This is a genomic window from Klebsiella sp. HMSC16C06 (genome assembly GCF_001808325.1).
Taxonomy (GTDB): Bacteria; Pseudomonadota; Gammaproteobacteria; order Enterobacterales; family Enterobacteriaceae; genus Klebsiella; species Klebsiella variicola.
This window is the reverse complement of record NZ_KV793012.1, coordinates 587251-606533: the sequence shown is the minus strand read 5'-3', so window position 1 is coordinate 606533 and position 19283 is coordinate 587251. Positions and strand designations below refer to the sequence as shown.

The 19283-nt window shown below is 63.6% G+C and carries 16 protein-coding genes; 4 read left to right on the top strand and 12 right to left on the bottom strand.

Annotation, left to right across the window (positions count from 1 at the left end; genetic code table 11):
- Positions 1 to 263 precede the first annotated feature (263 nt).
- Entirely contained in the window at positions 264 to 1463 is a 1200-nt protein-coding gene (gene mtnK / locus HMPREF3142_RS21730; RefSeq protein ID WP_008805598.1) for an S-methyl-5-thioribose kinase, read from the bottom strand.
- A gap of 101 nt (positions 1464 to 1564) precedes the next feature.
- On the opposite strand from mtnK, the gene mtnA reads away from it, so the two are divergent.
- The gene (gene mtnA / locus HMPREF3142_RS21725; protein WP_023322216.1) at positions 1565 to 2593 is read left to right on the top strand and encodes an S-methyl-5-thioribose-1-phosphate isomerase; all 1029 of its coding nucleotides are present in this window, start codon (positions 1565 to 1567) and stop codon (positions 2591 to 2593) included.
- Positions 2594 to 2653: 60 nt separating this feature from the next.
- Here the strand turns inward: mtnA and HMPREF3142_RS21720 are convergent, their stop codons facing one another.
- The 7 genes from HMPREF3142_RS21720 to codB all read right to left on the bottom strand — a co-directional run bounded on the left by HMPREF3142_RS21720 (position 2654) and on the right by codB (position 11173).
- Positions 2654 to 3922: a histidine phosphatase family protein gene (locus HMPREF3142_RS21720; protein ID WP_022065140.1), complete on the bottom strand. Its 1269-nt coding sequence runs from the start codon at positions 3920 to 3922 to the stop codon at positions 2654 to 2656.
- 25 nt (positions 3923 to 3947) lie between these two features.
- Positions 3948 to 5306: an MFS transporter gene (locus HMPREF3142_RS21715; protein WP_070612553.1), complete on the bottom strand. Its 1359-nt coding sequence runs from the start codon at positions 5304 to 5306 to the stop codon at positions 3948 to 3950.
- A gap of 110 nt (positions 5307 to 5416) precedes the next feature.
- Positions 5417 to 6226, bottom strand: a complete 810-nt coding sequence (locus HMPREF3142_RS21710; RefSeq protein WP_023287364.1) for an inositol monophosphatase family protein — start codon at positions 6224 to 6226, stop codon at positions 5417 to 5419.
- A gap of 121 nt (positions 6227 to 6347) precedes the next feature.
- The gene (locus tag HMPREF3142_RS21705) at positions 6348 to 7298 is read right to left on the bottom strand and encodes a LacI family DNA-binding transcriptional regulator (RefSeq protein WP_162823047.1); all 951 of its coding nucleotides are present in this window, start codon (positions 7296 to 7298) and stop codon (positions 6348 to 6350) included.
- A gap of 145 nt (positions 7299 to 7443) precedes the next feature.
- Positions 7444 to 8682 carry a cytosine deaminase gene (codA, locus tag HMPREF3142_RS21700; RefSeq protein WP_008805604.1) on the bottom strand — a complete coding sequence of 413 codons (1239 nt, stop codon included), beginning with the start codon at positions 8680 to 8682 and terminating at the stop codon, positions 7444 to 7446.
- Positions 8679 to 9914 carry a PucR family transcriptional regulator gene (locus HMPREF3142_RS21695; RefSeq protein WP_012542475.1) on the bottom strand — a complete coding sequence of 412 codons (1236 nt, stop codon included), beginning with the start codon at positions 9912 to 9914 and terminating at the stop codon, positions 8679 to 8681. The genes codA and HMPREF3142_RS21695 overlap by 4 nt, the downstream gene beginning before the upstream one ends.
- Complete coding sequence (gene codB / locus HMPREF3142_RS21690) at positions 9911 to 11173, bottom strand: cytosine permease (RefSeq protein WP_022065136.1); 1263 nt, start codon at positions 11171 to 11173, stop codon at positions 9911 to 9913. The genes HMPREF3142_RS21695 and codB overlap by 4 nt, the downstream gene beginning before the upstream one ends.
- 451 nt (positions 11174 to 11624) lie before the next feature.
- Here codB and HMPREF3142_RS21685 point away from each other — a divergent pair, with 451 nt between their 5' ends.
- From HMPREF3142_RS21685 to HMPREF3142_RS21675, 3 genes are read left to right on the top strand one after another with little or no spacing between them, the layout of a single operon-like run.
- The gene (locus tag HMPREF3142_RS21685; protein WP_008805607.1) at positions 11625 to 12233 is read left to right on the top strand and encodes a methylthioribulose 1-phosphate dehydratase; all 609 of its coding nucleotides are present in this window, start codon (positions 11625 to 11627) and stop codon (positions 12231 to 12233) included.
- Between the two features lie 12 nt (positions 12234 to 12245).
- Positions 12246 to 13742 carry an FGGY-family carbohydrate kinase gene (locus tag HMPREF3142_RS21680; protein WP_032732684.1) on the top strand — a complete coding sequence of 499 codons (1497 nt, stop codon included), beginning with the start codon at positions 12246 to 12248 and terminating at the stop codon, positions 13740 to 13742.
- Positions 13739 to 14767, top strand: coding sequence for a 2-hydroxyacid dehydrogenase (locus HMPREF3142_RS21675; RefSeq protein WP_012542472.1), 1029 nt, complete (start codon positions 13739 to 13741; stop codon positions 14765 to 14767). The genes HMPREF3142_RS21680 and HMPREF3142_RS21675 overlap by 4 nt, the downstream gene beginning before the upstream one ends.
- A 35-nt stretch (positions 14768 to 14802) precedes the next feature.
- Here the strand turns inward: HMPREF3142_RS21675 and HMPREF3142_RS21670 are convergent, their stop codons facing one another.
- Genes HMPREF3142_RS21670 through HMPREF3142_RS21655 form a run of 4 tightly spaced genes read right to left on the bottom strand, consistent with a single transcriptional unit; the run spans position 14803 to position 19245 of the window.
- A complete protein-coding gene (locus HMPREF3142_RS21670; protein ID WP_070612551.1) occupies positions 14803 to 15744 on the bottom strand; it encodes a carbohydrate kinase family protein in 942 nt (313 codons plus the stop codon).
- An 11-nt stretch (positions 15745 to 15755) separates the two neighbouring features.
- Positions 15756 to 16760: an ABC transporter permease gene (locus HMPREF3142_RS21665; protein WP_070550270.1), complete on the bottom strand. Its 1005-nt coding sequence runs from the start codon at positions 16758 to 16760 to the stop codon at positions 15756 to 15758.
- Complete coding sequence (locus HMPREF3142_RS21660; protein ID WP_008805611.1) at positions 16757 to 17746, bottom strand: ABC transporter permease; 990 nt, start codon at positions 17744 to 17746, stop codon at positions 16757 to 16759. Before HMPREF3142_RS21660 ends, HMPREF3142_RS21665 begins: the two co-directional genes overlap by 4 nt.
- Positions 17743 to 19245: a sugar ABC transporter ATP-binding protein gene (locus HMPREF3142_RS21655; protein WP_176747627.1), complete on the bottom strand. Its 1503-nt coding sequence runs from the start codon at positions 19243 to 19245 to the stop codon at positions 17743 to 17745. Before HMPREF3142_RS21655 ends, HMPREF3142_RS21660 begins: the two co-directional genes overlap by 4 nt.
- Positions 19246 to 19283: the final 38 nt, after the last annotated feature.

The window sequence follows — 19283 nt, the reverse complement described above, 5'->3', positions numbered from 1 at the left end:
TGCCGGGTGGCGGCTTTCGCCTTACCCGGCCTACAAAAGACTGCAAGATCAAACCGTCATGCGGTTATCTGTAGGCCCGCGCAAGCGCAGCGCCGCCGGGCAATCCCTGATGATTGCACTTTTTTAGGGTTTGCTCCCTCTCCCTGTGGGAGAGGGTTGGGGTGAGGGCAAGGTAAACGCAAAAAGGCAATGACAATGGCCTTTTTTAGGGTGTGCTCCCTCTCCCTATGGGAGAGGGCCGGGGTGAGGGAAAACAGGCGCACTCAGCTGTACTGGCGTACCCGCGCCAGCAGCTCGTCGACGCTGTCGATACGCTCGGCCAGCACAATCAGCGCTTTGCCGAGGGTAATGGCGTGGCGCAGGCATTCATGGCGCATGGCGTCGTCCTGGATAGTGTCGATATCCGCGACGTGCGACAGTCCGACGCTGCGGCGGATCAGTTCGCTGCCGCAGAAGCCAACCGCGTCGGCCCAGACTTTCTTCAGAAAGGCGGAAGCGTAGCCGGGGTAAGCCAGGGCCGCGTCGCGGGTTTTCTCCGCCGCCAGCGCCTGGAAGCGTTCGGCGAAGGTGGTCCACAGCTGGTGGATATCGTTCAGTCGCTGCTCGCGTGCGGCGGCGGCGTCGCGAATGCCGAGCTGGCCCGGCAGGCCGCAGTAGTTAAGCAGCAAGTTGCCGATGGCGGTGCCGATATCGAAACCAATGGGGCCGAAATAGCCGAACTCGGCGTCGATGGCCTTCAGGCTGCCTTCGGCAACGAAGATCGACCCGCTGTGGATATCGCCGTGCAGCAGCGCTTCCGCATGGGCAAAGAAACGATGCTTCAGCGCCGCCACCGCCAGCTTTAGCTGGGCGTCGTCGCGCAGGGCGGCGACATCGGCCTCCAGCTCCGCCGGGTAGTTATTGCGCTCGTGGATCTGATACGGGTCGTTAAAGAACAGATCCTCGGTGATCTCGCACATCGCCGGGTTACTAAACTGCGCCACCTGCGCTTTTTTCTCGTGGGGATGGAGATAGAAATCGCTGGTGTGGAACAGCACCTGCGCCAGATAGTCGCCAAGCTGGCGGGCCGCCTGCGGGTAGTAGACGTTAGCGATAAGCTCCCCGCGCCAGATGCGGTGGTCGGAAAGATCTTCCATCACCATCACCGCCAGCTCGGGATCAAAGTGATGGATTTTTACCGTGTGCTGCGGGCTGTGCTGATAGTGGGCGACCAGGGTCTGCGCTTCCAGACGGGCGCGGTCGAGGGTCAGGGGCCAGGATTCGCCGACACAGCGCACGTAGGGCAGGGCCTGTTTGACGATCGCCCGGCTGACGCCCTGGCGATCGAACACTTTAAACACCAGATTGAGGTTGCCATCGCCCACTTCCTGCGCGCTGACCAGCTCAGATGGGTTGTCGATGCCGGCGAACTGCTGCGCGTAAGCCACGGCATCGTGGGCGGTGAAGGTATGGTATTGCGACATTGCCTCGATCCTCGAATTCTGATTAAGCCGTTCAGACGTCTATACTTCTGGATTCCATCCTGACACAATGTGATACAACAACGCAACAGGGATTTAACGACATGCAGACATTACAGACCACCAGCCTGCGGGTGAGTGAAAATCAGCTTTTTATTCTCGACCAGCAGGCCTTGCCGCAGGAAAAACGCTGGCTGGCGGCGGATAACGTTGCGCTGCTGGTGGACCATATTCATGCCCTGCGGGTGCGCGGCGCGCCGCTGATTGGCCTGTCCGCCAGCCTGCTGCTGGCTCTGCTGGCCCAGCGCGGCCTGAACCGGGATGCACTCCAGCAGGCGCTGGAGACGCTGCGCGCGGCGCGGCCGACGGCGGTCAACCTGATGAATAATCTGGATCGCATGAAGCAGGCGCTGGCCCGGGAAGATTACCCGCAGGCGCTGGAAGCGGAAGCTTTGCGTCTGGTCGAAGAAGATAAACAGCTGTGCGACCGCATCGCTGAGGCGGGCAGTGCGCTGGTGAAGCCCGGCAGTCGACTGCTGACCCATTGCAACACCGGTGGCCTGGCGACTGCCGGGGTGGGGACCGCCCTGGGGGTTATCGCGCTGGCGCACCGGCAGGGAAAGGTGGCCAGCGTGTGGGTCGATGAAACCCGGCCACTGCTGCAGGGCGGACGTTTAACCGCCTGGGAGCTGGGCGAGCTGGGCGTGCCGTATCAGTTGATCACCGATTCAATGGCCGCCAGCCTGATGGCGCAGGGGCAGGTGGATGCGGTGTGGGTCGGCGCCGACCGTATCGCTGCCAACGGCGACGTGGCGAATAAAATCGGCACCTATTCCCTGGCGGTTTTGGCCCATTATCACCAGATCCCGTTTTACGTCGCTGCCCCGCAGACCACCCTCGACCGCCATTGCCCGAACGGCGCGGCGATCCCCATTGAGCAGCGCGCGGCGGCGGAAGTGACCGGGGTGGCGGGCAGCTTCGGCGCGGTACAGTGGGCGCCGACGGGGGCTGCCGTTTACAATCCGGCGTTCGACGTCACGCCTGCTGGGCTGGTGAGCGGCTGGGTGCTGGACAGCGGGGTGGTCACCCCGGCGCAGGTCGCCGCCGGGGCGTTTGCGCCGGACAATGGATAGCCGACACCGTGCCGGGCCTGGAAAAAATGGCTTTCCCGGGCCCGGGCAAGCGCTGCATTGCTACGGCAGGACCATGGCTACCGCCGGGGCGGATGACCGGTCGATACGCTGACCGAGGGCGGTAATAGCCGCCTGGAAGGGACACAGCGTACCGACGTCGGTCTGACGGCAGCCCGGCTGACGCCACTCCTGACGCAGCATCGGGTGCTGCGCGTCCGGCGTCTGCAGACGACGCAGGTCGTCGAGGCCTTGCGCCTGGAAATAGACCCGCAGATAGCGTTCCCCGCTCTTCGCGTTGCGCCAGCGCTCCAGCACCAGGCTACTGCCCGGCGGGATATTTCCCCGGCTGTAACCCGGCAGCTGCCAGCTAAAGTTCATCAGCGTGCGCACCATGGCGATATTGGTGTCATGGGCCACCAGCAGCAGCCAGCGTACGTTCGGGGTCGCCTCCGGTTTGACGCCGTCGAGCATGGCGTTGAGCAGCACCGACCCGCGTTTTTGCGCGGTATACAGCACGTCGTTACTCAGATCGTAGTTTTCCGTTAACAGCGGCAGCAGGGCGGTGATCTGCCTGGCCTGGGTGATCTTGCCCCACGCCAGCTGGCTGAGAGGCAGGTTTTCACTCCAGCCGAGACGCAGCGTCTCCACCATATTGGCCATCACGCTCAGTCCGCTAATAGTGGTTTTCCCGCTTTTGCTCTGCTCCACCTGCCAGGGGGTGTCGAAGATCGGGCAGGGTTTATCGGCCTGACAAACCGCCTGTTGCAATAGCTGGATGGCCGGCGCCAGCGCCTGCCGACGCTGCGCCAGATCCCCGGCCTTCTCTTTCACCGCCGCCAGCTGGCGGGCGGGGTCGGTTTGCGTGGCGGCGAACTTGTCGGTCTGAAACAGGGGATCGGCATCCCCGCTGACATAATGGATAGCGACGCCGCAGCCGGGGAAGGCGCCATCCACCAGCGCCTGGGCGGTCGCCCGCGTCCGCTGCAGCGGGCTGGCGCGCACGTAAATCGACTCCGCCGTCGGGCATCCCGCCTGCAGCAGCCCGAGCTGGCGATAGTGCTGGCCTTCCTCACGCCCTTTGTTGACCACGGCGGCATAGCCATGGCCGGTGAGCTCGCCGTCATGGGTGGTCCACTCGGTCCACGGTCGGCCGGTGGCGGCCTCGATGGCTTCCCGGTTGCCGGCCGTCGGCGGACGAATACCGTGGCGGCTGAGCTCGACCACTTTCTCCAGCTGCCAGTCCGCGGCGGCGGCAGATTGCAGCGCCAGCAGCGGCAGCGCGCAGGCGATAAACAGGCGTAACAGCCCCTGATGTCTTGCAGGCATCATATCTTCTTCCTTATGCGTTAATCGGTTATGAGGAGAACGAGGTCTGCCGTTCGACGGCATGGCGCCGGGCGACGATGGCGGCAGTGGTAAAACAGAGTAGCGCGGAACCCAGACCGGTACCCACCCAGAACAGCGCCAACGTGCTGAAATCATACAGCGTTTTGCCGTTCTCAAGGATAGCCGTTTTATCAATAATGATCCCGGTGAGAAACTCGCCCAGGCCGGCGCCGGCGTAGCTGGCGATGCCGATGGTGCCGAGCGCGGCCCCGGCGGCTTTGCGCGAGGAGATATCGACGGCGATCAGCCCGCCGAGGAAGCAGGTCAGAGCGCCAATGGTGGCCCCGAAGATAACCATCGCCAGAATGTCAGTGTAATAATTGTGCGGCGACCAGAGCATCAGGGCGAAGCCGGCGGTGTTCAGCAGGCTGATAAACCCGGCCATCACGCTGCGGTTGCGTGGGAAAAAGCGGTCGGAGAGCATGCCTGCGATGATGGTCCCGGCGATGCCGGCGATGGCGTTGACGCCGATAATCCCGGACGCCTCCAGCGTGGAATAAGCTTTATCCTGCTCGAGAAAGAAGATCCCCCACGAGTTGACGGCGTAGCGGTCGATGTACATAAAGGCGGAGGCGAGGGCGAGGGTCCACAGCGCCGGGTTGCGCAGCGCCAGCAGCTGGTTTTTAAACACTGAGCCGCGGGCTTCGGCCTCCTCCTGCGGTTCATCGCGGATGACGTTGATGGACGGGAAGCCACTGCTCTGCGGCGAATCGTGCATGAACAGCACCAGCAGCACCACCCCGGCGGCGCCGAGCGCGGCGGTGGACAGGTAGCCCATCTGCCAGCCAAATCCGGCGATCACTGCGGCGATCACCATATAGGTCACCGCCTCGCCGATATTATGCGCCGTCGACCAGATGCCATAGAAGGTGCCGCGCTCCTTAACGCCGTACCAGCGCGCCAGCGAGACCGCGCAGGGGCCGACGCCCATCGACTGCGCCCAACCGTTGATCCCCCAGAAGATGGCCAGCAGCAGGGCGTTGGTGGTCATCCCCATCATCAGGTTCATCCCGGCGCTGAGCAATAAACCGAGGCTCATATAACGCACCACGTTGGCGTGATCGGCGATAAAGCCGTTGACCAGTTTGCCGATGGCGTAGCTGAAGAACAGGGTAGAGCCGATCATGCCCAGCTCCGTCGGAGTGATCCCCAGCTCCACCAGCGCGCTTTTGGCGACGGTGAAGGATAACCGGCAGACGTAAAAGGTGACGTAGGCCAGGGTCATGGCGATAAAGGTTTGCCAGCGCACCCGGCGAAAACGCTGTTCATCAAACGCGGCGCCCGCTTTCGGCGGCGACGCCCGGAAAAAAGCGATAATTCCAGACATAGGTGGTTCTCCGCAGGTCGGAGGCCTGACTGATTGATGTGGTTCGTCCGTGAGTGAAGTTATCGTTACTGTGTAGAGTACATAATCAGAGATAGCCTGACCCGTAAGGGTTAATGTAAGGGTTGTGGGATCATCTTTTTCAGCTGCGGGTAGAGCGTCTGGCTGGCCAGCAGCAGCGGATTGCCGCGCTGGATCCCCTCCTGCGCCAGAAAATCGTTGCTGGCGCCGCCCGCTTCGCGCATCAGCACCAGCCCCGGCAGGGCGTCCCACGGGTTCATGTGCGGCTCGTAGTAGCCAATCAACCGGCCCGCCGCCGCCCAGGCGCTCATCAACGCCCCGGAACCGTTGCGGATAAACATGCCGCCGTCGCTGAGCAGCGCCTGCAGAAACGGCAGAAAGTCCGCCGGGGTGACGCGATGCGAGGTGCCGACGCCCATCACGCCCTCTTTGACCGTCGTCGCGGGGTGTGGACGGATCGGGGCGTCGTTGAGCCAGGCGCCATGGCCCCGCAGGGCGTGAAACAGCTCGCGATGGTTGGGGTCGTAGACCACGCCGATGACCGGTTCGCCGTCGGCGACGATCGCCAGCGACAGGCACCAGGTGTGCAGGCCGTTGAGGAAACAGCTGGTGCCATCGATGGGGTCGACCACCCACAGGATCCGGGCGTCGGGCAGGCGGGTGCCGCTCTCTTCGCCGAGAAAGCCATCTTGCGGAAACGCGCTCTGAATGCGCTGTTTGACAAAGGCCTCCACCCGTTTGTCGGCCACGCTGACCACATCCTGCAGGTCATCGCCTTTATGGTCGACGGTCAGCGCCTCGCGCTGTTGATAATATTCAAACGCCAGCTCAGCCCCCGCTTTCGCCAGCTCGCAGGCCAGACGGTAGCGGGCCTGTAGCGCTTCTGATTCCTGAGATTGCATAGTGACTCCCTATTTTGCACACGTGTGCATTTTGCGTGAAAAAAACAGCCCCGAAGGGCCGAATGAGTGTGGCCGGGTTTCGCAGAAGATTCTGTGATCGCTCCAGCATAAAATGATTTTTTCATTTCGCACTATGACGAATAATTAGTTTCACCGGCACTTCGCGATGGCGTGAGGGCAGGCTGAAGCGGGCGATCCGCGTCATCAACAGATCCACCGCGTGGTGCGCCAGCAGGGCGGTATTCTGCTGGACGGTGGTGAGCTGATAGGGCTGCCAGTCCGCCTGCGGGATATCGTCAAAGCCGACGATGGCCGGCAGCGGGGTGGGGGCGTCCCGCAGGCCATCCAGGGCGCCCAGCGCCAGCATATCGGTGGCGCAGAACAGCGCCTGCACTCCGGGGTTTTCAGCAACCAATTCTCTGGCGGCCTGGTAGCCGGCCTGATAGCCGCCGCCGTCGCAGAAGCGGCTGATCACCGCCATACCCGACGTCCGGGCGATGAAAGCGTCATAGCGCTGGCGGGTGCTGAAGTTCTCGCGATTTTCGCCAATAAAGCCAACCTGCTGCCAGCCTCGACGACTAAACAGATCCGCCACCAGCTTCGCCCCCTGGGCATTATCGCTGCACACCCGATCGCAGCCGGCGAGGTCCGCATGGCGGTTGATCAGGGTGACGGGGATCTTGCGCGCCAGATACTCTTCCGCCAGCGACAGCGGCGGCGCGCCGGAGGTGATGATCACCCCGGCGACGTGATAGCTCAGCAGTTGTTTAAGCGAGGGGGCGAGCTGCTGCGGATCGTCAGCGTTCATCAGCAGCGGCATAAAGCCATTGAGCGCCAGCTGATGGACCAGCGGCGCCAGCAGTTTGCTGCGAAACGGGTTGTCGAAACCGGCGGTGACGATGCCGATAAAATTACTGCTGCCAGTGATCATCGTCCGGGCGATGATATTCACCTGATAGCCCAGGGCTTCCGCGGCGCTCAGCACCTTCTGCCGGGTCTTCTCCGACACCGAGGCGCCGGGGGTGAAGGTGCGGGAGACCGCCGAGCGCGAGACGCCGGCCAGTCTGGCCACGTCCTCGGCCTTAATCCATTTTTTATCGCTCATCGTCGTTTCGCGCCGTCTGTTTTCCAGGAAGCCGACGCCCGGGCGGGCGTCGGTCACGCACACTGCCTGAAAAGGTATCACAGAAAGGCGCCGACGCGCAGCGCCTTGCGCCCTATGCCGGGTAGCGGATGTGCTCCACCTCACGCTGCAAAATCACCTTGCCGTGGCGAATGGAGGTCAGCACCCGTGCCTGACGACGGACGGCCTCGTAGTCGTTTTCCGCATCGAGGATCAGCAGGTTCGCCGGGCGGCCTTCGGCGAGGCCGTAGTTATCGCCCAGACACAGCGCCCGGGCGCTGTTGTCGGTGACGAAGTCGAGGCAGCGCTGCAGATCGTCATAGCCGAGCATATGGCAGATGTGCAGCCCGGCATCCAGAATGCGCAGGATATTGCCGTTCCCCAGCGGGTACCACGGATCCTGAATCGAGTCCTGGGCAAAGCAGACGTTGATGCCGGCGCGATCCAGCTCCGCCACCCGGGTGACGCCGCGCCGTTTCGGCCAGCTGTCAAACCGGCCCTGCAGATGAATGCTTTCGGTCGGGCAGGAGATGAAGTTGATGCCCGAGGCTTTCAGCAGGCGAAACAGCTTTGAGCAGTAGGCGTTATCATAAGAGCCCATCGCGCAGGTGTGGCTGGCGGTGACCTGCGCCCCCATGCCGCGCACCCGCGCCTCCTCCGCCAGTACTTCAAGGAAACGCGATTGCGGATCGTCGATTTCATCGCAGTGGACATCCACCAGGCGGCCGTAACGCTGGGCGAGGTCCATCAAAAACATCACCGAGCTGACCCCTTTGTCGCGGGTGTTCTCATAGTGCGGAATGCCGCCCACCACGTCGGCGCCCATCTCGATGGCGCGGGTCATGAGTCCGCGGCCGTCGGGGTACGATTCGATTCCCTCCTGCGGGAAGGCGACAATCTGCAGATCGATAAGATCGGCGGCCTCTTGTTTCACCGCCAGCAGCGCCTTCAGGGCCGCCAGCGACGGATCGGTGACATCCACATGGGTCCGGACGTGCTGGACGCCGAAGTCGCGCAGCATGCCGATGGTTTTCAGCGCCCGCTGGCGGGTGTCCTCCGGGGTAATACTCGCTTTGCGCTGGCTCCAGCGGGTGATGCCTTCAAACAGGGTGCCGCTGCGGTTCCACTCCGGCTCGCCCGCGGTGAGGGTGGCGTCAAGATGGATATGCGGCTCGACGAAGGGCGGGATCGCCAGCCGGCCCTGGGCGTCGATATCCCCGGCGTCGGCACTCTGCATCGCGGCCTGGGCGGAGATGCGGTGAATCATCCCGTCCTGCAGGTCAAGGGTAAACAGCGCCTCCTGGCGGCGCAGGCGAGCGTTAATAATTTTCATGGTGGGTCCTGTAAATGGTTTTGCGATAAACGCCAGATCACCAGCGCGACCGAGGCGTTGAGATGAAACTGGGGGTGGCTGACCGGGTAGCCGGTCAGTTTTTCAATACGTTGGATGCGCTGATGCAATGTGTTGCGATGCAGGCCCAGCCGGTCGGCGGCCCGCACCACGTTGCCGTTCTCCTGCAGCAGCGTCTCGAGGGTCTCCAGCAGCAGCCATGGCGCTTTGCGGCCCGGCTCGATCAGGCAGCCCAGGGTGTCGTGCATAAAATCGTTGAGCAGCGCCGGGTCGCTGACCGCGGACAGCAATTTGATAAACCCCAACTGCTGATAGTCGCTGATACGCTGGGTCGGCCGCAGGGTATCGCACAGATCCAGCGCCTGGCGCGCCTGCGACAGCGCCCGCGGGTAACCCTGCAGCTGCCTGACCGGTGCGGAGAGGCCGCAGAGCAGCGACAAACCCTCCTCTCCGTCCGCCAGCGCCTGCAGCCACTGCTGCAGCCATTTTTTCTGCTGAAAGCCTTCCCCCTCCTCATCCGGCAGCAGGAAAAGAAACATATTGCTGCGCTCCAGCAGCGGGAAGGGGTTGCCCTGCTGGTTGAGCTGCTGCTGCAGCTGCTGACGCACGCTGCGGTGGGCCTGCAGCAGCCAGGCTTCGGCCTGCTCGGGCGGGAACTGGCGAAACAGGCGGGACAGCCCCTCCAGACGCAGCGCCGCCAGCCGCAGCGGACGGGTAAAATCGAGCTGCTGATGGAGGGCGCGCTGATGGAGCATCTGCAGATCCGGATAGTCGCCGGTGACCAGCTGCATCAGAATGTCGCGCTGTGACTGCAGGGCGTTTTCACTGCGGACCAGCGCGGTGCCGATGCGCTCGGTGACAATTACCATCTTCAGCAGGTAGGGCTGCTCAATCAGCGGAATGCCCAGCTCGTCGGCAAGGGCGATCAGCGTGGCGGGAATGGCGTGGATATAGGCCTCGCCGGTGAGGATCACCATCCCGGCGATGCCGCGCTGTTTTCCCTCCATCAGCAACTGGATCAGGTTGGCTTCATCACGGGGATGGTTGATGCCGGTAATAAAGACCAGCTCGCCGCCCATGATCCACTCGGCGATATGTTCATTTTCCGCCACGTAGTACCAGCGTACGGCCCGCTGCAGCCCTTGCTTTCCCGCCCGCAGACGCAGGGCGGAGAGTCCCTCAAGGGCCAGCAGTTCGCTGACCGTCAGGCTCATGGCTCCTGCTCCGCGACGGCGGCAGGCTGGCGTTTGCTTAGCAGGCTCAGGACGATATAGACCAGCGCGGAGACGGTGATCCCCACCAGCGGCGCGATCCACGGTGACAGATAAGCCACCACCGCGCCGGCGGCGTAGGCGCCGAGTCCCAGCCAGTTAAAACGCGGCAGGCGGGCGTTCTGCAGCAGGGGATAGCGCCCGCCGCGGGCGAACCAGTAGTCGGCGAGGATCACCCCGCCAATGGGCGGAATAATACTGCCCAGCAGCACAAGGAAGGGGATCAGCATTTCATACATACCGCCAATAGCGAGCACAATGCCCACCCCGGCGGCGGCGAGGGTCAGCGTCCGGCGACGTTCGCTGCGCAGCAGATGGCAGGCGGCGGCGGAGACGTTATAGATGGTGGGTCCCTGAATGGTCAGCAGGTTGAGACACAGCATGATCACCGCGGCGACCGACAGCCCCTGCAGGATCAGGACTTCCACAATATCGGCCTGTTGATAAACGATGGCGCACCAGGCGCCGGCGACGATCATCAGCCCGTTGCCGATGAGGAAGCTGCCCATGCTGGCGAGAATGGCGGTCCGGCTGGAGTTAGCCAGCCGGGTCCAGTTCGTCGCCTGGGTGGCGCCGCTGGCGAAGGTCCCGAAGACCATGGTGATGGCCGCCGACCAGGTCATGGTGTCGCTCGGCGCAATGCGGGTCATCGCCTGCCAGCCGCCGGCGTGGTGCAGCGCCAGATACATGGAGACCATCAGCAGCACAAACATCAATGGCACCGACAGGCGCGACAGCGCGTCCAGTCCCTTGTAGCCCACCAGCGCGGTGACGCAGAACAAAATGCCAAACAGCACCATCAGCGGCTGGGTCAGCGCCTCGGGCAGGGCGAGGATCTTCACCAGCGAGATAGCGACCGTGGCGGTCCCCCATGCGTACCAGCCCAGCTCGGCAAAACCAAGAATAAAATCGGCCAGCTTGCTGCCGATCTCCCCGAAGCAGAACCGGCCCATCAGCACCGTATTCAGGCCGCTGCGCGCGGCGATCCAGCCCAGCGACGCGGCATAGAGGGCCAGCAAGGCGTTGCCGATGACGGCTATCCACAGCAGATTGACGATGGAAAAGGAGACGCCGAGTTTGCCGCCGGCAAACATCGTGCCGGTGAAAAAGGTAAAGCTGAACAACACCATGGCGATGGAAAATACGCCTTTGCGTCCGGCGGCGGGCGCTTCGACGAGGGGAAAATCATTGCTGTTTGACATCCTGGAACCTCTGGCTGGTAGATGGGCGGTGATAGCCGGAAGTAGCAAGAGATGTGCCAGGAAAAACCGGGCACGGGGAATATCACAGGATGTGCACAGTGCACAGTAATGAGGAGGTAAAGAGGAGGAGATGCCATTTTAGTGGGCATCCTGCCATGTTTTGCACCAGTCCAGGGCAGAAGAGGGCGGTGAGCGCATCCCTGGCGCAGGAGGAGAATTTCAGCCAGGGCGATCCGCCAGTTTTTGGCCAGAGAGTAGTGGAGAATAGCGGTGTACTGAAAACGGTTGGTTAAATCACTGTGAATAAGGGTTATTTAATATGCATTTATGATATAACCATTTGTCTTGTGTGTGTTTCCTGAAATATTGTCCCCTCCGGTTAGCGGTGTTAGTATCGGATAAATAGCCATTTAGACGGCTAAATAAATCATCGCTAACCTAAGGAACTGCTATGTGGCAAGAAAGACTCGCGCAACTGGTCACCACCTGTCATTGGATCGGCGCGAAAGGCTGGGCGCCGGCGACCGGTGGCAATATGTCGGTGCGTCAGGATGACACCTGGTGCTGGCTAAGCGAGTCGGGCCGCGACAAAGGCAGCCTGACGACCGAGGATTTTCTGCAGGTTGAGATCGCCACCAACCAGGCGCCTTCCGGACGGAAGCCGTCGGCCGAGACCGGCCTGCACACCCTGGTGTATCGCCTGTTCCCGGAAGCCAATGTGGTGCTGCATGTGCATACCGTCAACGCCACCGTGCTGTCGCGCATCGAAAAAAGCGACACGCTGGCGCTGCAGGGGTATGAAATGCAGAAAACCCTTAGCGGGCAGCACAGCCATCTCGATACTGTTCCGGTCGCCATCTTTGATAATGACCAGGATATTGACGCCCTGGCGGCGCGGATTGCCGATTATGCGCAAACGCGCCCGCTGCGCTACGGCTTTCTGCTGCGCGGCCACGGCCTGACCTGCTGGGGGAAAGATATTCAGGAGGCCCGCCGTCAACTGGAGGGGCTGGAGTTCCTGTTCGAGTGCGAGCTGATGCGCCGCCGCTACGAGCCCTGAGCCGGAGCAGGTATGGATTTTTATCTTGGGATCGATATCGGCACCTCGCGGGTGAAAGCGGTGCTGTTTGATCAGCATTTCACCGCCTGCGCCAGCGCCGCGGAAAACACCTCACCCCGTCTGTCGGCCAATGGCTACGCGGAACAGGATATGACCCAGCTGTGGCATTCGGTGCTGGCTATTCTGCGCCAGATTGCCCGCCACCCGGCGCTGCAGGCGGGGCGGCTGCGGGCCATCGGCCTCGCCGGGCAAGGGGAGGGGGTCTGGCTCAGCGATGAGCAGGGCGAACCGGTGGGCCCGGGGATCCTGTGGAGCGATACCCGCAGCCACGAGCTGATGAGCGACCTGCTGCGCCGACCCGGCTTCGACCGCCGCTATTTCGCCGATACCGGCACCCACCTGCAGCCCTGCAATACCAGCCTGCAGCTGTACTGGCTGAAACACTATCAGCCGGAGCGGCTGGCGGCCGCGCGCTATCTGTTTTTCGCCAAGGACTGGATCCGCTTTCGCCTGACCGGCGTGGCGGCGCTGGAGCTGACGGACGCCAGCAGCTCGTTACTCAATCAGCAGACCGTCAGCTGGTCCTCGGTGGTGATGAATGAGATGGGGCTGAACGAACTGCTGCCGCTGTTTCCCCCGCTGCTGGCCCCGGATGCTCCGGCCGGCACGCTGAGCGATGCGGTGGCGGCGCTGACCGGGCTGCCCGCCGCGACGCCGGTGGCCGCCGGGGCGCTGGATGTCTGTAGCGCCGCGCTGGGCTGCGGCGCGGTCAACGAAGGGGATATCTACACGATCCTCGGCACTACCTGCTGCACCGGGATCGTCTGCCGCGGCCCGCAGACGGTGAACGAGGCGACGCGCTTTGTCACCCATACCGAAGCCGGGCAGGTGATCTCGCTGTTTCCGATGCAGGCCGGTACGCCAAACATTGACTGGCTGCAGCAGCATATTTCGCTGGACGCCGATCTGGATCGGCTGGAGCAGGCGATCGCGGAGGTGGAGCCAGGCAGCGGCGGCGTCTTCTGGCAGCCGTACCTCAATGGCGAACGTGCGCCGTTTTACAGCCCGGACGCGCGGGCCGGCTTTTTCGGCATTAGCCCGCACACCACCCGCGCCGAACTGCAGCGCGCGGTGTTTGAAGGCCTGGCCTTCGCCATTGTCGATGCGCTACAGGGTTATCCGCAGGGCGGCGAGCTGTATCTGACCGGCGGCGGCGCAGCCTCGGCGACCTGGCTGCAGATTATCGCCGACTGTACCGGGCGTACGGTGGTCTCCAGCGCCTTTAACGAACTGAGCGCGCGCGGCGCGGCGATTCTGGCGGCCCGCAGCGTCGCGGCGCTGGCCGAGACGCCTCCGCTGGCGCAGACCCGCTATCAGCCGCGCCCTCAGGCGCATGCCCGCTACGCGGCGCTGTATCCCGTTTACCGCCTGCTGCGTGAGCAGATGCTGCCGGTATGGCAGGCCAGACAGGCCGCCCTTCAATCTTTTTCTCAGGACCGACAACCATGAAAATCGTTTTTACCGCCGAGCATGCTGGCGACCTTAGCGCCTTCCACCAGCTGGGCGAGCTGCTGGTGGAGGGATGGGCGCTGGGCAAACCGAAACTTAGCGCCGGTCAGCTGATTGAGCTGGCCCATGACGCCGAGGTGCTGGTGACCAGCTATGATGAGGTGACGGACGCGGTAATGGCCGCCTGTCCGCGCCTGCAGGTGATCGCCTGCACCCGCGCGAATCCGGTGAATATTGATACCCAGGCTGCGCAGGCGCGCGGCATCCGGGTGCTCTACACCCCGGGGCGCAATGCCGATGCCGCCGCGGAGCTGACGCTTGGCCTGATGCTCAGCCTGGCGCGCCATATTCCGCAATCCCATGCGGCGCTGAAGCGGGGGGAATTCACGCAGGCTGACAATGCCGCCGCCGCCACCCAGCAGGGTCTGCGGCGGGATGTGGTCTGGGACGTGAGCCCGGAAAGCCCCTATGAAGTGTTTAAAGGCAGTGAACTGCGCAATAAAACGCTGGGGCTGGTGGGGTATGGCAACATTGGCCGCCGGGTGGCGCGTATCGCCCGGGCGTTCGGCATGGCGGTGTTGGTGGTGGATCCGTTCGTCGCCGCAGAGGATATCAATGAGCCAGGACTACAGAAAACGACCCTGGAGGCGCTGTTCCGCGAGGCGGATATCGTCAGCCTGCATCTGAGCAGCGGGCCGCACAGTGACGGGCTGGTGAATGCGGCGCTGTTAAACAGCATGAAGCCCGGCGCGCTGCTGATCAATACCTCTCGCGCGGCGGTGGTCGACGAGGCGGCACTAATTGATGCCCTGCGTCACGGCCCGCTGGGCGGCGCGGCGCTGGATGTCTATCACCGCGAACCGCTGTGGCGCGATCATCCTTTTGTCACCGAGTTCGATAACGTGATTATCACGCCGCATATCGCCGGAGCCACCCGGGAGAGTATCGCCAAACACACGGCGATGATTGCCGCCGATCTTCAGCGCTATGTCGCCGGGGAGCCGCTGCTGTACCAGTGGCGTTAAGCCGCTTGCGCCGCTGCGGCGGCGCGGGTCCATCGTCAGGGGCGATGGGCCGCCATAAAAGCCTGGGTCTGTTCCCAGTCCACTACCCCGGCATCCGATCCCATCCCGGTCGCCACCAGCGCGGCCACCGCCGAGGCGACGTCACACGCTGCTTTCACGCTGAGTCCGCGCGCCAGCGCGGCAATAAACCCGCCGCAGTAGCTGTCGCCGCAGCCGGTGGTATCCACTGCCTCGACCGGCCACGGCGCAATATGCTCCAGCGCGCCATCGCGACGGATAAGCCAGGAGCCGTTCTCGCCGTCTTTCAGAATGCAGGTGCCCACGCCGAGCGCCAGGAAGAAGCGGCCGATGGCCTCCGGCTGCGTCTCGCCGGAGAGAAAGGCGGCTTCCTCCAGCGAAGGCATGAAATAATCCACCGACGGCAACAGGGGCCGCAGTAGTTCGAGGGTGTCTTCATTCGGGGCGATAAGGTCAAAGCTGGTGGTGACTCCGCGTGCTTTAGCCGCCTGCAACAGCCGCGCGCTCTGTCCCTGGTCCATTGCCGCCAGCAGTCCGGTCCCGCCGTGATGCAGGAAACGACAGTCGAGGACGGCGTCAAATTCCGTTTCACTGACGAACAGGGCGTCGGATGCGCCCCGGCAATGCAGGGCCGGACGCTCGCCGTTGGGGCGAATCGGCAGGATCGTCGCCGAGGTCTCTTTCAGCGCGGTGCGCTGGATAAGCGAGCAGTCGATGCCCAGCCGGGCATAGCTGGCGAGGATAAAGTCGGCCTTTTCATCTTCACCCAGGCAGGCCACCGCTGCGGTGCGGATCCCCAGCTTCGCGGCGTTAATATTGGCCCCGGCGGCGGTGCCGGCGGGGTTGAGGCGAATGTGCTCAATAAAGGCGACGCCGCCGCGCGGCGGGATCGCCACCACCGGGCGCCCGGCGATATCCAGAATAGTCAGGCCGACAAACACGGCGTCAAAGGTTGCCATCGTTCTCCCGTTTAGCGATGCGTTTGGCGCAGGCGCGCCTGCCAGAAAGAAAGGGCGAGGGCCACCACCAGAATCACGCCGACCAGCGCGTCCTTCACCAGATAATTGAGCCCCATCAGGTTCAGGCCATTATCAATAATGGCAAGGAACAGCACGCCGCCGAGGGTGCCGAGGATGCTGACCCGGCCCAGACGGTTAAAGGCGGTGCCGATAAATACCGCCGCAATGGCGTCCATCAGGTAAGACTGCCCGGCCAGGGGAGTAAACTGCCGCAGGTTGGCGGAGAGGATCACCCCGCCGATGGCGCAGAGCGCCGAGGCGGCCACCAGCACGCCGAGCATGGTCAGGCGATCGCGGATCCCGGCGATGCGCGCCGCTTCGCTGTTCTGACCGATGGCGCGGACATATTTGCCCCACAGCGTGCGCTCGGTGACCAGCCAGGCCACCAGCCACAGCGCCAGCACAATCACCACCGGCGTGGGGATCCCACCAAGGCTGCCCACTGCCAGATCGTGATATTCCGGCGCCATCCGCCGATAAGCTATCGCGCCGCCGCCGTCGGTATAGATGCGCTCGGCGCTGCTGGCGATAAACCAGGTGCCGAGCGTGGCGAGGAAGGGGCGGATCCGGCAGATGAGGATCAGAAAGGCATTGAGCAGGCCAATCAGCACGCCGCCAAGCAGGGCGCAGCCCACCGCGGCCTGCCACGGCAGATGCCAGGTTTTCAGGGCGACGAGGGCGAAGGCGGCGCCGAAATCGAGCGCAACGCCCACCGACAGATCAATCGCCCCGGCGCTGACGATCAGGGTCATCGCCATCGCCACAATCAGCAGGATCGCGCTGCCCTGCAGCAGGTTGGCCCAGTTATCCACGGTTAAAAATACCGGATTCGCCCAGCCAAACAGGGCGATGGCCAGCAGGGTGATGACGCCAAATCCGGCCCGCGATAGCCAGGCCAGCGGGCTGCTGGCCGTCTGTTCTGTCGGGGCAGGGGTTTTCAGGGTGATTTGGCTCATGCCTCGCCTCCTTTGTGTCTGACCGCCGATGCCGCCAGCACCACCAGGATCAGGCCGCCTTTAATGGCGCCCATCCAGAAGATATTGACTCCCAGCAGGCCGAGCCCGTTAGAGAGGGCGTTGACCAGAATTGCCCCCAGCAGCGCCCCCCAGATGGTGACCACCCGACGGCGCGAGAAGGCGGCGCCGATAAAGGTCGCCAGCACGGTTTCCAGCAGCAGCGGCGTGGCCGTCCCGCTGGAGCTGCCGGAGCCCTGGCTGAGCAGCGGCAGAATAGCCAGCCCGGCGGCAATGCCCGCTAACAGCCAGACCAGCAGGGTCAAGCGGCGCACGTTCAGGCCGCTCATCTGCGCCATATCGCGGTTGCCGCCCACCGCCTGCACATGCTGGCCGAAGCGGGAGTGGTGGAGCAGGAACTGGAACAGGATAAACACCCCCAGCAAATAAATCAGCGGCCAGGGCAGGCCCAGCACGCTGTTATCGCGAAAGGCGACCATCAGCGGATCGCTGACCGCGATGCGTCGCTGGCCGGTCAACAGATCTGTCAGGCCGGTAAACGCCACGGAGGTCGAGAGGGTGGCCAGCAGCGGCGGCAGGCCGGCCGCCAGCACCAGGAAGCCGTTGATCGCCCCGCAGAGCAGGCAAACCGCCGCCAGCAGCGCCAGCAGCAGGAGATACGGCGTGTGCCATTCGGCCAGCCCGAGACTGAGCAGCGCGACGCCGAGCACCGCCGTCGCCGGCAGGGAGAGGTCGATGCCGCCGGAGACCACGTCATCCCCGCCCACGGCGATAACGCAGACCAGGCCGAAACAGAGGATCGCCAGCGGAACGCTCTGGACCAGCATCAGGCTGATATTTTGCCAGCTGAGAAAGTAGGGAGACTGTACGCTCAGCCATACCAGCAGCGCCAGAAACAGGATCAGGGGAAATTTTTCAATCAGCGTCGCCAGGCCCGGACGGCCGCGACGCTGGATAGCGGTACTCATAGTGAAGGCTCCTGTCCGCCGTTGATCGCCACCAGCAGGGCGTCCAGCGTTAGCCCGCGGGTGGGCAGATTGGCCGCCAGCGTGCCGCGCCAGAGGACCAGGATCCGGTCGCATAGTCCGAGCAGTTCGGGGGCGTCGCTGGAGGAGACCAGCACCGCCCGTCCTTTATCGGCCAGCTGGCGCGTCCGTTGATAAATATCGCGACGGGCGCCGATATCGACCCCAAGGGTGGGTTCATCGAGAATAAACAGCCGGGCATCGGTGCCGAGCCAGCGGGCGAGGATCGCTTTTTGCTGGTTGCCGCCGCTCATGTAGCGTACCGGCAGCGCCGGGCGTCCCGGGCGGATCGCCAGCTGTTCTATCCAGTCGCGCGCTTTCTGCTCGGCGATACCCCGCCGCTCCCAGCCAAAGGTAGCGGTCTCCGGCAGTGAGGCGAGATTAATATTGTCGGCGGTGGTGAAGGGCAGGATCAGCCCCTGATGGCGGCGGTCGCGTGGCACCAGCGCCATGCCGGCGCGGATCGCCTGCTTCGGCGTACGAATGCGCCGCGGCTGGCCGTCGAGGTGGATCGTACCGCTTTCTGCCGGGCGTAAGCCGTAGAGTAAGTCGACCAGAACATCGCGTCCGGCGCCCAGCAGGCCGGCGACGCCGACGATTTCGCCCGGCTGAATATCAAAAGAGAGATCCTGCAGCTGCCGCCCGTCGCTCAGCTGGCGCACCGAGAGCAGCGGGGCCGCCCCGGTGTCTGCCGCCGGGTGCTGGCGCGGGGTATACAGCTGGTCGATTTCCCGGCCGACCATCATGGCGATCAGCGCCTCGGTATTCTGCAGCAGGTCGCGGTCCGGGTAACCGACCACTTCCCCGTTACGCAGCACGGTGCCGCGGTCGCAGAGGGTAGCTATCTCATTGAGGTAGTGGGAAATATACAGAATGGCAATGCCCTGGTCGCGCAGGCGAAGGATGGCGGAGGAGACCAGACTGGCCTCCTGCGCCTCCAGGGGGGCGGTGGGCTCGTCGAACACCACCAGCCGCGCCGCGCCGTCGATCAGCGCGCGGGCAATCTGCACCAGCTTGCGCTCGGCCAGGCTCAGGTCGCGCACCAGCCGTTCGGGGTCGATCGCCAGTTGCCAGTTTTGCTGGAAAAATTGCGCCGTGGCGGCCTTCATCCGTCGGCGATCCAGCGCCCCCCAGCGGGTGCGATACTCCTGGCCGAGAAACACCGATTCCGCGACGGTAAAGTGCGGGATCAGGTTAAGCTCCTGGTGAATGACGCGAATGCCGGCGGCTTCAATGACTGCCGGATTGCCGAGGGGCAGCGGGTGACCGTCGAGGGTCGCGCTGCCGCTGTCAGCCTGATAGACGCCGGCGAGGATTTTAATCAGCGTCGATTTACCGGCGCCGTTCTCGCCAATCAGGCCATGAATTTCCCCCGGATTGAGGCGCAGGGTGACTGAATTAAGCGCCGTAACGCTGGCAAAACGTTTGCCGATCTGGTCCATGACCAGACCCGCGGCGGGGCGCTCCCCGCCAGGGTGTT

Bases quoted from the DNA above. Each gene is read 5' to 3' on its own strand.
- mtnK (WP_008805598.1), bottom strand. From the start codon at position 1,463: ATGTCGCAATACCATACCTTCACCGCCCACGATGCCGTGGCTTACGCG.
- mtnA (WP_023322216.1), top strand. From the start codon at position 1,565: ATGCAGACATTACAGACCACCAGCCTGCGGGTGAGTGAAAATCAGCTT.
- HMPREF3142_RS21720 (WP_022065140.1), bottom strand. From the start codon at position 3,922: ATGATGCCTGCAAGACATCAGGGGCTGTTACGCCTGTTTATCGCCTGC.
- HMPREF3142_RS21715 (WP_070612553.1), bottom strand. From the start codon at position 5,306: ATGTCTGGAATTATCGCTTTTTTCCGGGCGTCGCCGCCGAAAGCGGGC.
- HMPREF3142_RS21710 (WP_023287364.1), bottom strand. From the start codon at position 6,226: ATGCAATCTCAGGAATCAGAAGCGCTACAGGCCCGCTACCGTCTGGCC.
- codA (WP_008805604.1), bottom strand. From the start codon at position 8,682: ATGAAAATTATTAACGCTCGCCTGCGCCGCCAGGAGGCGCTGTTTACC.
- HMPREF3142_RS21695 (WP_012542475.1), bottom strand. From the start codon at position 9,914: ATGAGCCTGACGGTCAGCGAACTGCTGGCCCTTGAGGGACTCTCCGCC.
- codB (WP_022065136.1), bottom strand. From the start codon at position 11,173: ATGTCAAACAGCAATGATTTTCCCCTCGTCGAAGCGCCCGCCGCCGGA.
- HMPREF3142_RS21685 (WP_008805607.1), top strand. From the start codon at position 11,625: ATGTGGCAAGAAAGACTCGCGCAACTGGTCACCACCTGTCATTGGATC.
- HMPREF3142_RS21680 (WP_032732684.1), top strand. From the start codon at position 12,246: ATGGATTTTTATCTTGGGATCGATATCGGCACCTCGCGGGTGAAAGCG.
- HMPREF3142_RS21675 (WP_012542472.1), top strand. From the start codon at position 13,739: ATGAAAATCGTTTTTACCGCCGAGCATGCTGGCGACCTTAGCGCCTTC.
- HMPREF3142_RS21670 (WP_070612551.1), bottom strand. From the start codon at position 15,744: ATGGCAACCTTTGACGCCGTGTTTGTCGGCCTGACTATTCTGGATATC.
- HMPREF3142_RS21665 (WP_070550270.1), bottom strand. From the start codon at position 16,760: ATGAGCCAAATCACCCTGAAAACCCCTGCCCCGACAGAACAGACGGCC.
- HMPREF3142_RS21660 (WP_008805611.1), bottom strand. From the start codon at position 17,746: ATGAGTACCGCTATCCAGCGTCGCGGCCGTCCGGGCCTGGCGACGCTG.
- HMPREF3142_RS21655 (WP_176747627.1), bottom strand. From the start codon at position 19,245: ATGGACCAGATCGGCAAACGTTTTGCCAGCGTTACGGCGCTTAATTCA.